General features: G+C 60.0%; 14 protein-coding genes. 10 read left to right on the top strand and 4 right to left on the bottom strand.

Going from position 1 to position 13,560, the window contains the following annotated elements; translation table 11 throughout:
* The first annotated feature begins 387 nt into the window (after positions 1-387).
* Together GQX66_RS22905 and GQX66_RS22900 are read left to right on the top strand one after the other, a co-directional pair.
* Positions 388-1,974 carry an ABC-F family ATPase gene (locus tag GQX66_RS22905; protein WP_045121838.1) on the top strand — a complete coding sequence of 529 codons (1,587 nt, stop codon included), beginning with the start codon at positions 388-390 and terminating at the stop codon, positions 1,972-1,974.
* A 289-nt stretch (positions 1,975-2,263) separates the two neighbouring features.
* Complete coding sequence (locus tag GQX66_RS22900; protein ID WP_085745769.1) at positions 2,264-3,451, top strand: MFS transporter; 1,188 nt, start codon at positions 2,264-2,266, stop codon at positions 3,449-3,451.
* Positions 3,452-3,455: 4 nt separating this feature from the next.
* On the opposite strand, the gene GQX66_RS22895 is transcribed toward GQX66_RS22900, so the two are convergent.
* Entirely contained in the window at positions 3,456-4,493 is a 1,038-nt protein-coding gene (locus tag GQX66_RS22895) for a dienelactone hydrolase (RefSeq protein ID WP_102718822.1), read from the bottom strand.
* Between the two features lie 235 nt (positions 4,494-4,728).
* Complete coding sequence (locus tag GQX66_RS22890) at positions 4,729-5,340, bottom strand: FMN-dependent NADH-azoreductase (protein ID WP_102686230.1); 612 nt, start codon at positions 5,338-5,340, stop codon at positions 4,729-4,731.
* A 128-nt stretch (positions 5,341-5,468) separates the two neighbouring features.
* On the opposite strand from GQX66_RS22890, the gene GQX66_RS22885 reads away from it, so the two are divergent.
* Positions 5,469-6,377 carry a LysR substrate-binding domain-containing protein gene (locus GQX66_RS22885; protein ID WP_102686231.1) on the top strand — a complete coding sequence of 303 codons (909 nt, stop codon included), beginning with the start codon at positions 5,469-5,471 and terminating at the stop codon, positions 6,375-6,377.
* A complete protein-coding gene (locus GQX66_RS22880; RefSeq protein ID WP_064381756.1) occupies positions 6,374-6,733 on the top strand; it encodes an MmcQ/YjbR family DNA-binding protein in 360 nt (119 codons plus the stop codon). Before GQX66_RS22885 ends, GQX66_RS22880 begins: the two co-directional genes overlap by 4 nt.
* Here GQX66_RS22880 and GQX66_RS22875 read toward each other — a convergent pair.
* Both GQX66_RS22875 and GQX66_RS22870 read right to left on the bottom strand, forming a co-directional pair.
* Complete coding sequence (locus tag GQX66_RS22875) at positions 6,730-7,158, bottom strand: DUF1294 domain-containing protein (protein WP_085745774.1); 429 nt, start codon at positions 7,156-7,158, stop codon at positions 6,730-6,732. The genes GQX66_RS22880 and GQX66_RS22875 overlap by 4 nt on opposite strands.
* Positions 7,155-7,985 carry an undecaprenyl-diphosphate phosphatase gene (locus tag GQX66_RS22870; protein WP_085745775.1) on the bottom strand — a complete coding sequence of 277 codons (831 nt, stop codon included), beginning with the start codon at positions 7,983-7,985 and terminating at the stop codon, positions 7,155-7,157. The genes GQX66_RS22875 and GQX66_RS22870 overlap by 4 nt, the downstream gene beginning before the upstream one ends.
* Before the next feature lie 303 nt (positions 7,986-8,288).
* On the opposite strand from GQX66_RS22870, the gene GQX66_RS22865 reads away from it, so the two are divergent.
* The 6 genes from GQX66_RS22865 (at position 8,289) to GQX66_RS22840 (ending at position 13,532) form a co-directional block, all read left to right on the top strand.
* A complete protein-coding gene (locus GQX66_RS22865; RefSeq protein WP_102718821.1) occupies positions 8,289-9,923 on the top strand; it encodes a methyl-accepting chemotaxis protein in 1,635 nt (544 codons plus the stop codon).
* Positions 9,924-10,005: 82 nt separating this feature from the next.
* Positions 10,006-10,569, top strand: a complete 564-nt coding sequence (gene pnuC / locus GQX66_RS22860) for a nicotinamide riboside transporter PnuC (RefSeq protein ID WP_007957471.1) — start codon at positions 10,006-10,008, stop codon at positions 10,567-10,569.
* On the top strand, positions 10,566-11,090 hold the full coding sequence (locus GQX66_RS22855) for an AAA family ATPase (RefSeq protein ID WP_085745778.1): 525 nt from the start codon (positions 10,566-10,568) through the stop codon (positions 11,088-11,090). The genes pnuC and GQX66_RS22855 overlap by 4 nt, the downstream gene beginning before the upstream one ends.
* A 356-nt stretch (positions 11,091-11,446) precedes the next feature.
* A complete protein-coding gene (locus GQX66_RS22850; protein ID WP_085745779.1) occupies positions 11,447-11,896 on the top strand; it encodes a hypothetical protein in 450 nt (149 codons plus the stop codon).
* Positions 11,897-12,469 (top strand): adhesin, encoded by a 573-nt coding sequence (locus GQX66_RS22845; protein ID WP_240871657.1) that lies wholly within the window; start codon positions 11,897-11,899, stop codon positions 12,467-12,469. It abuts the gene before it with no gap.
* A 73-nt stretch (positions 12,470-12,542) separates the two neighbouring features.
* Entirely contained in the window at positions 12,543-13,532 is a 990-nt protein-coding gene (locus GQX66_RS22840; RefSeq protein ID WP_102718818.1) for a heme utilization protein, read from the top strand.
* Positions 13,533-13,560: the final 28 nt, after the last annotated feature.

The following is a 13,560-nucleotide window of genomic DNA, read 5'->3' as shown; positions in this document are numbered from 1 at the left end:
TCGTCACACGTCAGAAGTGAGCAAACTGCGCGCCTTCAGGGCTGTGGCCCAAGGTCTGTGGCAGTGGTCTGAAATCAAAAAAAACGTCCCGGTGGCGCATCCTTGAGCCCATGCCGGACAAGGCATTGGGTGAATGGATGGCATTTTAGCCACAGTTTGTAACCAATAGTGAACACTCGTCTGTGAAAAACTGTCCCGCGATCGCGCCAAACGGCAATCGGGATGTCACCGCCCTATCGTTTAAAGAGCCAGACCAGTACAATCGCCGCCAAACTTTACGCGCCCCCCTTGGTTGATGACGGGATTGTCCCGCCTCAGCGCACTTCGACTCGGGCCAAGCGCTCCGGCTGCACCCTCGCTACTCAGCACGCTTCGCAGGAAAAACCTTTGATTTCTACAGCTAACATCACCATGCAGTTCGGCGCCAAGCCGCTGTTTGAAAACGTTTCGGTCAAATTCAACGGCGGCAACCGCTACGGCCTGATCGGCGCCAACGGTTGCGGCAAGTCGACCTTCATGAAAATCCTCGGCGGCGACCTCGAGCCGTCCGGTGGCCAGGTCATGCTGGAGCCGAACATTCGCCTGGGTAAATTGCGCCAGGATCAGTTCGCCTACGAAGAATTCACCGTGATCGACACCGTGATCATGGGTCACGAAGAGCTGTGGAAGGTCAAGGCCGAGCGTGACCGCATCTACTCGCTGCCGGAAATGAGCGAAGAAGACGGCATGGCCGTGGCCGAGCTGGAAACCGAGTTCGCCGAGATGGACGGCTACACCGCCGAATCCCGCGCCGGTGAACTGCTGCTGGGTCTGGGTATTCCGCTGGAACAGCATTTCGGCCCGATGACCGAAGTGGCTCCGGGCTGGAAGCTGCGTGTTCTGTTGGCCCAGGCACTGTTCTCCGATCCGGAAGTGCTGCTGCTCGACGAACCGACCAACCACCTGGACATCAACACCATCCGCTGGCTGGAAACGATTTTGACGGCGCGTAACAGCACCATGATCATCATTTCCCACGACCGTCACTTCCTGAACAGCGTCTGCACCCACATGGCCGACCTGGACTACGGCGAGCTGCGTCTGTTCCCGGGCAACTACGACGAGTACATGACCGCGGCGACCCAGTCCCGCGAGCAACTGCTGTCGGACAACGCCAAGAAGAAAGCCCAGATCGCCGAACTGCAAACGTTCGTCAGCCGCTTCTCGGCCAACGCCTCGAAAGCCAAGCAGGCCACTTCCCGTGCCAAGCAGATCGACAAGATCCAGCTGGCCGAAGTCAAGCCATCGAGCCGCGTGAGCCCGTTCATCCGTTTCGAACAGACCAAGAAGCTGCACCGCCAGGCCGTGACCATCGAGCAGATGTCCAAGGGCTTCGACGGCAAGACCCTGTTCAAGAACTTCAGCTTCACCGTTGAAGCCGGCGAGCGCGTGGCGATCATCGGCCCGAACGGTATCGGCAAGACCACCCTGCTGCGCACGCTGATGGGCGAACTGACCCCGGACGCAGGCACAGTGAAGTGGACCGAAAGCGCGGAGCTGGGCTACTACGCTCAGGACCACGCCCACGACTTCGAAGACGACGTCAGCCTGTTCGACTGGATGGGTCAGTGGACTCAGGGCGAGCAAGTGATCCGTGGCACCCTCGGTCGCATGCTGTTCTCCAACGACGAGATCCTCAAGTCGGTGAAGGTGATTTCCGGTGGTGAGCAAGGTCGCATGCTGTTCGGCAAGCTGATCCTGCAAAAGCCAAACGTACTGGTGATGGACGAACCGACCAACCACCTGGACATGGAATCGATCGAGGCGCTGAACCTGGCGCTGGAAAACTACCCGGGCACGCTGATCTTCGTCAGCCACGACCGTGAGTTCGTATCGTCCCTGGCCACCCGCATCATCGAGCTGAGCCCGAACGGCGTGACCGACTTCAGCGGCACCTACGACGATTACCTGCGCAGCCAAGGCGTAGTGTTCTGAGTCGAATCGAGCGGTAAACAGAAAGCCCTGTCCTTGTGACAGGGCTTTTTTTTGCTCATTGCTGATCGTTCCCACGCTCTGCGTGGGAATGCCTCAAGGGAGGCTCCGTGTTCCAGCTCTCGAATGGGACGCAGAGCGTCCCGGGCTGCATTCCCACGCGGAGCGTGGGAACGATCAACATGAGGACGTGGGTGCGTGGTGCGTGGAAACGATAGTTAGCCTGCTTTCTTTTATTTCAGCGCCACGCCATGATGCGGACTCTCCCACCGCCGCCCGCGAACGAGTTCTCATGTCTGCGCAGCAACAGCCACCGCAAAGCTCCATGGCGATCACCCTGCAGATCGTCTCCATCGTTTTCTATACCTTTATTGCCTTCCTCTGCATCGGCCTGCCGATTGCGGTGCTGCCCGGTTACGTGCACGAACAACTGGGTTTCAGTGCCGTGATCGCGGGGCTGGTGATCGGTTCGCAATACCTGGCCACTCTGCTCAGTCGGCCCATGGCCGGGCGCATGTCGGATACCGTCGGGACCAAACGGGCGATTGTTTACGGCTTGTCGGGGATCGTACTCAGCGGCTTGTTGACGCTTGTCTCTACGTTGCTGCAGGACTTCCCGCTGACGAGCCTGATCATCCTGATCGCCGGGCGCTTGCTGCTCGGTATCGCGCAAGGATTGATCGGCGTCGGCACCATCAGTTGGTGCATGGGTCAGGTAGGGGCGGAACATACCGCCCGTTCCATCGGCTGGAACGGCATCGCCTCTTATGGCGCCATCGCCATCGGCGCGCCGTTGGGTGTGCTGATGGTGGCCGACTACGGCTTTACCAGCCTCGGGATCGCGCTCTCGGTATTGGCCGCTGGCGCCCTGTTGCTGATCCGCAACAAGCCTTCGGTGCCGGTGGTGCGCGGCGAACGCCTGCCGTTCTGGAATGTATTCGGACGCATTGCACCGTTCGGCGCCAGTCTGAGCCTGGCTTCCATCGGTTACGGCACCCTGACCACCTTCATCACCCTGTATTACCTCAATCGCGGCTGGACCGGCGCGGCGTACTGCCTGACGGTATTCGGTGTGTGCTTCATCCTGTCGCGACTGCTGTTCATTTCAGCCATCGCACGTTTTGGCGGTTTTGCGTCCGCCATCGCCTGCATGGCCATCGAGACCGTCGGACTGTTGCTGCTGTGGCTCGCACCCTCGACCGCGTACGCCTTGATCGGCGCAGGCCTGGCCGGATTCGGTCTGTCGCTGGTGTATCCAGCGCTGGGCGTTGAAGCGATCAAGCAGGTTCCCAACTCCAGCCGTGGTGCCGGGCTGAGTGCCTATGCGGTGTTTTTCGATCTCGCACTGGCGATTGCCGGCCCGTTGATGGGCGCGGTGGCGTTGAATCTGGGGTATTCGTGGATTTTCCTGATCGCTGCACTGCTGTCCGTCACCGGACTGGCGCTGACGTTATGGCTCAAGCGTCGGGCAATGGCCTGAGCCTTTACTGATCCGCCGTCTGCATCCCCGCGCGGGTCGGCCTGCCCAGAGCGTGGGAGAAGAACCGCCCGGCCTCGGAAATCAAGTTGCGATGGATGTCTTCGCGATCCACGCCATCGGCATCGGTGCACAGCGCCGGCATGGCGAGGATCTGCTCTTGGGTGCACGGCGCCATGAACACAAAGTGCCCTGCCCCGGCCAGCAATTTGAAGTCGGGCGCGGTCGGCAGCTTGCGCGCCAGGGCGGCGGCGTTTTTGTCGAAGGCCACCAGTTTGTCGCCGTCACCGCTGTAGAGCAGCACCGGCACGTGCACATCGGCCAGGGTGTGACGACCAAACTTGAGGCTCAGCGGCGCCATCAGCAGCAATGCATGCACGCGTGGATCGGCCACCGGTTGCAGATCGTCGCGATCGACAATCAACTCACCCTGGGTGTTGCAGGCGTCGCGGTCGTCCGGGCGTTCCTGGCAGTAACGGCGCAGACGATCCAGATCAGGCTGTGCGCCGGACAGAATCAACGCGGTCTCGCCGCCTGCCGAATAACCAATGACGCCAACCTGATCAGCATTCACGTACGGCGCGAGCATGCGGTCGCCCAACGTGGCGGTAATGGCTTCGGAAATCTGGATCGGCCGGCCGTAAAGGTTGCTCAGCGTACCGAGGCGGCTGTGATCCTTGGAGTTGTCGCCGGGGTGAATCACCGCCACCACCACAAAGCCCTTGCGTGCCAATGACGTGGCCAGATCGTGCAGCGCCAGTGGCGTGCCGGTGTTGCCGTGGGACAGCATCAGCATCGGGAAGCGGCCGATGGCGACTTTGGTGTCTTCGCCGGCCTCGACCGAATAGCCTTCGAGCAGGCTCATGTGTTCGCGATCGCTGGAGGGATAGAACGCGATGGCACGCATCGGTTGCAGGTCGAGCGGGTCGAGGAACGTCATCTCGTGATAGCCGACGCTCCAGCGTGGGTGCTGCCCGGGCGCAGCGTGCACTGAATTCAGGCTGCCGAGCAGGCAAATCAGTAACGCTGCACAAAGACGCATCATGGGATGCCCCACCCTGTTGTTACTCAATCGAAAGATCCGTTGTGTTCGACGCCCGAAATTCCGAGGTTCGGTGATCCGGCGCGGCGTTGCACTCAGACGTTGATCATCAGACTGCATAACCCGGGCCAGATTATGTAACAGTCGGAAACAAAAAACTCCGTATCTGGCCCTTGCGGATCCAGAATACAGAGTTTTTTTGGGTTTGCCTGAACAGGAGCTGTTCTTTACGCAAGCCTTACGCGGCGGCGAACAGTTGCTCGCTGATCTTCGCCTGAGCAGCGCTCATGGCGCTGTTGCGCACTTCTTCGCCATAGGCCAGGCCTTCAGCACGCACGACTTCGATGTCGGTGATGCCGAGGAAGCCGAACACCAGCTTCAGGTAGTCTTCGTGCGCCACGCCCGAAGCCTGACCTGCGTGGATGCCGCCAGCGGTGGACACGATCACCACTTTCTTGCCACCGCACAGGCCTTCAGGGCCGGCTTCGGTGTAGCGGAAGGTCTGGCCGGCAACGGCAATGCGGTCGATCCAGGCTTTGAGCTGGGTCGGCACGGTGAAGTTGTACATCGGTGCAGCGACGACGATGGCGTCGGCGGCGATGAATTCGGCCAGGGTGGTGGCGCTCAGTTCGGCTTCGTGCTGTTGTGCGGCGTTGCGCAGTTCAGCGGTGGTGCCGGCGGCAACCAGAGTGGTCGACGAGAAGTGGCTGATGGCGTCGGCGGCCAGGTCGCGGTAGGTCACGACAGCGCTTGGCTCGGCGGCTTGCCAGGCTTGAGTCACTTGACTGCTCAGCTGACGGGAAGCGGAGTTGTCGCCCAGAATGCTCGAATCGATGTGCAGCAGTTTCATGTGGAATCTCCTGGAATGAATCGCCGGTGGCGACGGAATGGAGACAATCCTACCGACGAAACCAATAGCTGATTAGACGGCAACAATGCGATAGTTTGTCCCACTGATAGAACAGTCGGATTTCCCCCATGCAAGACCTCAACGATCTCTACTATTTCGCCAAAGTGGTCGAGGCTGGCGGATTCGCCGCCGCCGGCCGCTTACTGGGCATTCCCAAGTCACGCCTTTCACGGCGCATCGCCGAGCTGGAAGAACGCCTCGGCGCACGCTTGCTGCAACGCACCACTCGCCAATTGAAGCTGACGGCGGTCGGCGAACGCTATCTGCGTCACTGTCAGGCAATGCTGCTGGAAGCGGAAATGGCCGACGAGACGGTCGCCAGCATGTCCAGCGAGCCTCGCGGACGCCTGCGCGTTTCAAGCCCTACCGGGCTGGCCCATGAAATGCTGCCAGTGGTGATCAGCAATTTCCTTGGCAAATACCCTCAGGTGCAGCTGGAAGTCACCCTGATCAATCGCCGGGTCGACCTGATTACCGAAGGCATCGACGTGGCCCTGCGCGTGCGCGAACACGGCGATGAAGAACCGATGCTGGTGACCCGCCGCCTGCGGCAAGCGCAAATGGTGGTGGTGGCTAGCCCTTCCTTTATACAAGGCGTGGAAATCAATCATCCGCAAGACTTGAAGAACTTGCCGGTGTTAGGCGCTTTGGAGGCCGACCGCATGGTGCATGTGCGCCTGCTCGATCAGCATGGCAAGAGTTGCGATCTGGCGCTGGAGGCACGACTGGGGATCGACGATTTCATCGTGCGCAAGGCCTGTGTGCTGGCCGGCCAGGGTTTCACCCTGTTGCCGATGATGTATTGCGAAGCCGAGTTGAATAACGGCACGCTGGTGCAATTGTTGCCGGACTGGTCACTGCCTGGCGGCTGGCTGCAAGCGGTGTATCCGCATCGGCGCGGGGTGATGCCGGCGGTGCGCGCGTGGATCGATCATCTGGTCGAATCGTTCAATGCCTGTGGAGAACGGCTGTTATGAAACAAGGGAAGATGAGCGAGAAGGACGTCGCAGAGTTCTGCCTGGCCCTGCCCGGCGCCCGGGAAGACTACAAATGGGGTGGCGTGCGGGTGTTTTCGATTGCCGGCAACAAGATGTTCGCCTTGCAGGGATTGCGCGGTGATTCGCTGGCATTCAAGGTCGACAAGGACCTGTTTCTCGGTCATTGCGACCGGCCGGGCATTCACCCGGCGCCGTATCTGGCCCGGGCGCAATGGATCATCATGCACCCGCCCTACCCGCTGGGCGCCGAGGAACTGCAAGGGTTGCTGCAGCGTTCTCATCAACTGGTGGTGAGCAAGCTGCCCAAGCGCGTGCAGGTCGGGCTGTTGCTCTAGAACAGCGCCAGCAGGTTGGAACCGAGGAACAACTGATCGATCCAGAACATCTGGTGCAACGCCACGATCATCCAGAACAGCACCTGAAACGACACCTTGCGCGTCTTGTGCCGGAAGACCTGCTGGGCGATCAACGCGCCAGGCCAGCCGCCGGCCAGTTCCACGGCGTGGAGGATGTTTTCCGGCGTACGCCAGGCGTCGGCGCGGGCCTTGCGCTTGTCCGCCCAGTACAGGAAAAACGCCAGCACGCTGACCAGCCCGTAAGCCGTCAGCGGTACCAGGGAAATCCCGCGCAGCCACATCGACAGCGAGCCGGACAACGGCAAGGCGCAGACGATCAGCAGCACCACCAGCTTCAATTTCAGATGCTGAACATTGCCACCGGAAGGTCCGCGTTCCGGGCGACGTGCGCGGGAATCACTCATGGCTGGGCGGCCGTCCAGTCGACCCAGCCGAACTGCCAGGTCGCCAGAATCACCAGACCGAAGACGATCCGATACCAGGCGAACGCCGCGTAGCTGTGGCTGCCAATAAACTTGAGCAAACCGCGCACGGCGATCATGGCGAAGATGAAGGCCGTGACAAAACCGATGGCGAACACCGGAAAATCTGCCGGTACGAACAGGTCGCGATACTTGTAGCCCGAGTACACCGCCGCACCGACCATGGTGGGCATCGCCAGGAAGAACGAAAACTCGGTGGCGGTCTTGCGCGACAGGCCGAACAGCAGGCCGCCGATGATGGTCGAGCCAGAGCGCGAGGTGCCGGGGATCATTGCCAGGCACTGGGCGAAGCCAATCTTCAGTGCATCCGTCCAGCGAATCTCGTCGACCGTTTCGGCATGGACTTCATGCTGACGCTGTTCGGCCCACAGCATCACGATCCCGCCCACCACCAGCGCGGCGGCAACGGTGATCGGGTTGAACAGGTAGTGATGAATCAAGTCGGCGAAGATCACCCCCAACACCACGGCGGGCATGAAAGCGATCAGCAGGTTGACCGTGAAGCGCCGCGCACTCGGCTGGGTCGGCAAGCCGATGACCACGTCGAGAATCTTGCGTCGAAACTCCCAGACCACCGCGAGAATCGCGCCGAGCTGAATGATGATGTTGAACGCCATGGCCCGCTCGCCTCCGAAATCGAGCAAGTCGGCAACAATGATCTGGTGTCCGGTACTGGAAATGGGCAAAAACTCCGTCAGCCCCTCTACAACTCCAAGAATTAGTGCCTGCAAGGCCGTCCAAAGATCCATCAATCCCCCAGAGAGCGATGCGCAGCGGCATGCTCCGATAGTATTTTTTACGTTCACTTCGTTCAGCGTAGCTGGTTGTAGCTGTACCGATTCCGCACGCGCAGGATCCACACGAAACAGTCAAAATTCCGTGAAAAATCAATTTGGATTCAGGTTTTCACGCGCGGGGCCGAAATCCTAACAGACAAGTCGTAATCGCGCTGCCGCGTTCTACGACTTGGGTCGCGTATGCCCGGTCACCGAAACGTGGTTGGATGCTGGCGGTGGTTTATTACAAGAAAAAGAATCCGGAGTGACAGCGTTATGAACAGCTTGCGCAGTGTGTCGATCAGCCGACGCTTGTGGCTCATCTTGATTGTGGCGGTGGTCATGCTCCTGACGTTGGGCGTGTTGATGCTCAAGCAGATCCACGATGACCTGTATCACGCCAAGGCCCAGAAAACCCAGCATGTGGTGCAGACCGCCAGCGGTTTGCTGACCTACTACCAAGGCCTTGAAGCGGCAGGCACCCTGACCCGCGACGTGGCGCAGAAACAGGCGCTGACCGCGATCCGCGGCCTGCGTTATGACCAGAACGACTACTTCTGGATCAACGACCTCACGCCCGTGATGGTCATGCACCCGACCAACCCAAAGCTTGAAGGCCAGAACCTCTCGACGATACGGGATCCGGACGGTTTTGCGGTGTTCAACGAAATGGTCGCCATCGCCAAGGCCAAGGGCGCCGGCATGGTCGATTATCGCTGGCCCAAACCCGGCGCCAGTGAACCGGTGGCCAAGACCTCCTACGTGAAACTGTTCGAGCCGTGGGGCTGGGTCATCGGTTCGGGCGTGTACGTCGACGACGTGCAGGCCGAGTTTCAGGGGCAGGTGATCAAGGCGTCGGTGGTCGGGCTGGTCATCGCGGTGATCATGGCGCTGCTGGTGATCCTGATCGCGCGCAGCATCGTCCGCCCGTTGCAGGAAACCGTGAACGCCATGGCCAACATTGCCAGCGGCGAAAGCGATCTGACTCGCAGCCTCGACACCCACGGCCAGGACGAAGTCACTCAACTGGCCCATCACTTCAATGCCTTCACCGCCAAGTTGCGCCGGGTGATCGGTGACTTGCAGGTGTCCGCCAGCGCATTAGGCCAGTCGTCCAGCGAATTGGGCAATGATGCAGCGCAGGCCCAGCAACGCAGCCAACAGCAGTCGCAGCAGATGGAACTGGTGGCTACTGCCGTCAACGAAGTGACCTACGGCGTACAGGACGTGGCGAAGAATGCCGAACACGCCGCCAGCGAAATGCGTGATGCCGAGGCGCAGGCCCAGCAAGGCCAGATCAACATCGATGGCAGCCTGCAGCAGATCGACAAGCTCTCCGGCACCATCGATCAGGCCGTTGAAGTCATCCGCACGCTGGCGACGGAAAGCACGCAGATCGGCAGCGTGCTGGAGGTGATCCGTTCAATTGCCGAGCAGACCAACCTGCTCGCCCTCAACGCCGCGATTGAAGCGGCTCGCGCCGGTGAACAGGGTCGCGGTTTTGCGGTGGTGGCTGACGAAGTGCGTTTGCTGGCTCAGCGCACGCAGAAGTCCACGGCGGAGATTCAGACGATGATCGAACGCCTGCAGAATCACTCCGAAGCCGCCGTGAAGGTGATCGGCGACAGCAGCAAGGCCTCGCAACTGACCATCGAACAGGCCGGCCTCGCCAGCGCCAGCCTGAACGCCATCGGCCAGGCGCTGCGCAACCTCAACGGCCTGAACGCCTCTATTGCCAGCGCAACGCTGCAGCAGGCGCACGTGGTCGAGGACATCAATCAGAACGTCACCCAGGCGGCGGGCTTGTCCCACAGCACCGCGCTGGCGGCCGAACAGTCGAGCGTGGCCAGCGTGCGCCTGGGCCAACTCAGCGAGCAGTTGAACGGTTTGCTGCGCCAGTTCCGCGTCTGATAGCCCTTGCAGGTGGGAACTCGTTTCCCACCTGTTTTTCGGTACAATCCGCTCCCTCTTTTATTCCCCCCAAGGATTCTGCATGTCCGGGCTTGAACTGTTTGCCGCCGCTCTCGGCGTGATCGCCGTGTGGCTCACGGTCAAACAGAACCCGTGGTGCTGGCCGATCGGGCTGGTCATGGTGTCGCTCTACACTTGGGTGTTCTTCGAGGTGAAGCTGTATTCGGACATGCTGCTGCAGGTGGTTTATGCCGGGCTGCAAATCTATGGCTGGTGGCAATGGACACGGGCCGGGACGATGCATGACGGGCGCGAAGTCAGCCGGCTCGACAATCGCTCGATTGCGCAGGGCCTGGCCATCGGCGCGGTGGGCAGTCTGTTACTGGGCGCGGCCATGGCCCACTGGACTGACGCTGCGCAACCGTGGCTCGACGCGGCGCTGACCGGTTTCAGCCTGGTCGCGCAATTCTGGATGGCCCACAAGCGCCTGCAATGCTGGGCGCTGTGGTTCGTGCTGGATGTGATCTTCGTCGGGCTGTTCCTCTATAAAGGGCTGTACCTCACGGCGGCGCTGTATGCCCTGTTCACCCTGATCGCGGTGCAAGGCTGGCGCGAATGGCGTGCCGATCCGGCGTTGCAACGATGAAAGTAATCGTTCTGACCGGCCCCGAATCCACGGGCAAGAGCTGGCTGGCGGCTGGAATCCAACAGCAGTTCGGCGGTTTGCGGGTGGACGAGTATGTGCGCTGGTTCATCGAGCAGAACCAGCGGGATACTTGCCTGGCCGATATCCCCGAGATCGCGCGCGGCCAGTTGCAATGGGAAGACGCGGCACGCACGCAGCAGCCGCAATTGCTGATTCTCGATACCCATCTGTTGAGCAACATTCTGTGGAGCCAGACCCTGTTCGGCGACTGCCCGCCCTGGCTGGAAACCGAATTGCTGGCCCGTCATTACGACTTGCACCTGCTGCTCTCCCCCGAGCAGATCGAGTGGACGGACGATGGTCAGCGCTGCCAGCCCGATTTCAGTGAACGGCTCGCGTTCTATCAGGCCACCCGGACCTGGCTGGAAATCCATCACCAACCCTTGCAGATCATTCAGGGCAACTGGCTCGAACGCCAGCAGCAAGCCTTCGACGCGGTCCGCGCCCTGCTCGCGGACTGACCCGGTTTTCGGGGCGTTTGCCCCGCCGCAGCCCCCTGTTTTGGGGCCAAAGTGTCCGTTCCTGAAACACTCTTTCGGGTGCAAAGTGCCCGTCTCAGCGCCCTTCATGCCTTTGTCATCCGACTTGTTACGCGGTTGAAACACTGCCCTGCAAACCCTTGTCCCAGAGCTTTGCAATGGCTATGGGGGGCGGGGAAGGTCCTGGCCTGTTTCAGCGTTGAAACAGTTTTTGTATCAGCCCTGCGCTAATCCAACCCAAGGCACTGAAATTCAAAGATATTTCAAAAGCGGCACAGCTTTCGCTCTCACCTTCACAACGCTGACCAGGCCAGCCCACTGAAGAAGGAATTGCCACCGTGGGAAATATCAAAAAAGCCTTTACCTGCCTTCTGCTGATCGGATCAGCCGCCAGCCCGTTTCTCAGTTTCAACGTTCAGGCCGAAGGCAATGGCGTGATCGTGCTCAATCGTGACGTCCAGCCGATCCCGATCGGCCGCAGCGGCGGCAAAGACCCGTACCCCACCACCGTCAATGCCAATCCTTCGGGCCGCATCGGTCAAGCAATGACCAGCACCGAACTCAACGACGGTGAATTTGCCAGTGTAGCCAGCGGCTCCTCGATTCGCGGCAGCATCACCACCCCGACTTCGAACATCCCCGGCATGAACACTGTAACCAACCCCAATGGTTTGCCAGGCATGGGAGGTGGTCACGGCGGCGGCGCCGGCGGCTCGATCTCCAATACCGTCAACCGTGCCATGAGCTCCGGTCTTGCTCCGCTGACCCGTATGGCTGGAGGCCAATAAATGAATCGCTCTCTGCTCCTGTTCGCCCTCCTCGGCTGCACCAGCGTCATGGCCGACCCAAGCTCTGTGAACAACGCGAACATTCAAGACACCGGCATCCAGTATCGCGGCAACTACAACGTCAACCAGGCGGCAGGCGACCAGATGCAACAGACCAATACCAAAGCAATCGCCATTGGCACCAATGCCAGTGCGACCACCAGTGTCATCCAGCACATCAACACACCCGCCGAGCGCACTGGCAATGCCAGCGCCACCATTGGCGGCAACTCTTTCAGCAATGGCAACGGAATCCTGGGCGTGAATCAGGGCGCCGGGGCCAACAACCAGATGGCCAACGTTACGCGCGTCAGCATCAGTGCTGCCCCGCAGAGCGTTGACGATAGCGCCCTTTCCCAACAGAACGTGGCGTTGTTACCGAGCTCAGGAGCAACTGGCACCTCACCCGGCAGTCGCCAGGTCACGACAAGTGATCAGGCCTTCACCGGCAGCCAAGGGGTAATCCAGGTGAACCAGAGTGCCGGGGTGGGGAACCGAATGGCTAACACCCTGAGCATCCGGGTCGCTGACTGACCCAAACAACAAAAGCAGTGCAATTAGAAAGTACCAACACTTAACCAACTAATAAGCACGACGGAGAAACACCATGAAACCTACAATGGCCCTCAAACCACTGGTTTTCGCACTCGCAGCAGTGATGGCAATCGCAGCACAGGCAGGCGGTCGTGATGATAATCACGGTCATGGTAACGGGCATGGCAACCATGAACCAAAAGGCCCAACCCTGGAACAACTGCTGCAAATCGGCGCTGGCGCCGGGGCGGCAGTGCTCGACACGCAAAGCAGCTCTGGCAACCTGGTCGGCAACCAAGGCACCAAAAATGATGCCTCCGTCCGCGACTCGGCCAATGGCACCAACGGCAACGTTGGCATGAACAACACCGCCGGCGATGGCAACCAGCAAGACAATGCCGCCGCTCTGGCCACTGCCGATGAAAGTTTCATCTTCGGCTCTGCGGTGTCGGTCTCCAGCGCAACTCAAGTCAACACCAACAACGCCGTTGCGAACTACTCCACCACAAACAACGCCAACCTCAACAACGTGGGTAACGGCGGTTCCGGCAACATTGGCGTGAACAACAGTGCCGGCAACTTCAACCAACAGAAAAACAACCTGGCAATTGCTGTATCGGGTGGTCGTGTAGCTAACGCCGCTGCTGCTGCGAACCAAACCTCCACTGGCCTGACCGTAGCCAACAACGGCACTCAAACCTACAAAAAAGATACCCTCACCGGTACTTTCGCCGGGGCTGGCGCGTTCTACGCGAAGGGCACTGCAAAAATCGAAGACGACGATCACGGTCATGGCGGATATGGCAATAACGACAGAGGCCATGGTGGCGACAAAGATCAAAAAGCCAAATTCGAAGCAGTGGGCGTCTTTGGCCTGGCAGGTGTGACCACTCAACAAGTGATGACCCCTGATGGCTGGAAAAACCCTGTGACCAACAACGCTTCCATCTCCAATGTTGGTAACAACTTCTCGGGTAACGCTGGTTACAACAACGCCGCTGGTGTTGGCAACCAACAAAGCAACTCGCTGTCCATCGCCGCAGGTTGCAAAGCCTGCATGTAATCGCGATCGAAACGAAAGCCCCGGAAAC

Source organism: Pseudomonas sp. B707 (assembly GCF_022496685.1).
Lineage (GTDB): Bacteria > Pseudomonadota > Gammaproteobacteria > Pseudomonadales > Pseudomonadaceae > Aquipseudomonas > Aquipseudomonas paraglycinae.
The sequence above is the reverse complement of the archived record's forward strand: the minus strand, read 5'-3'. Positions and strand labels throughout refer to the sequence as shown.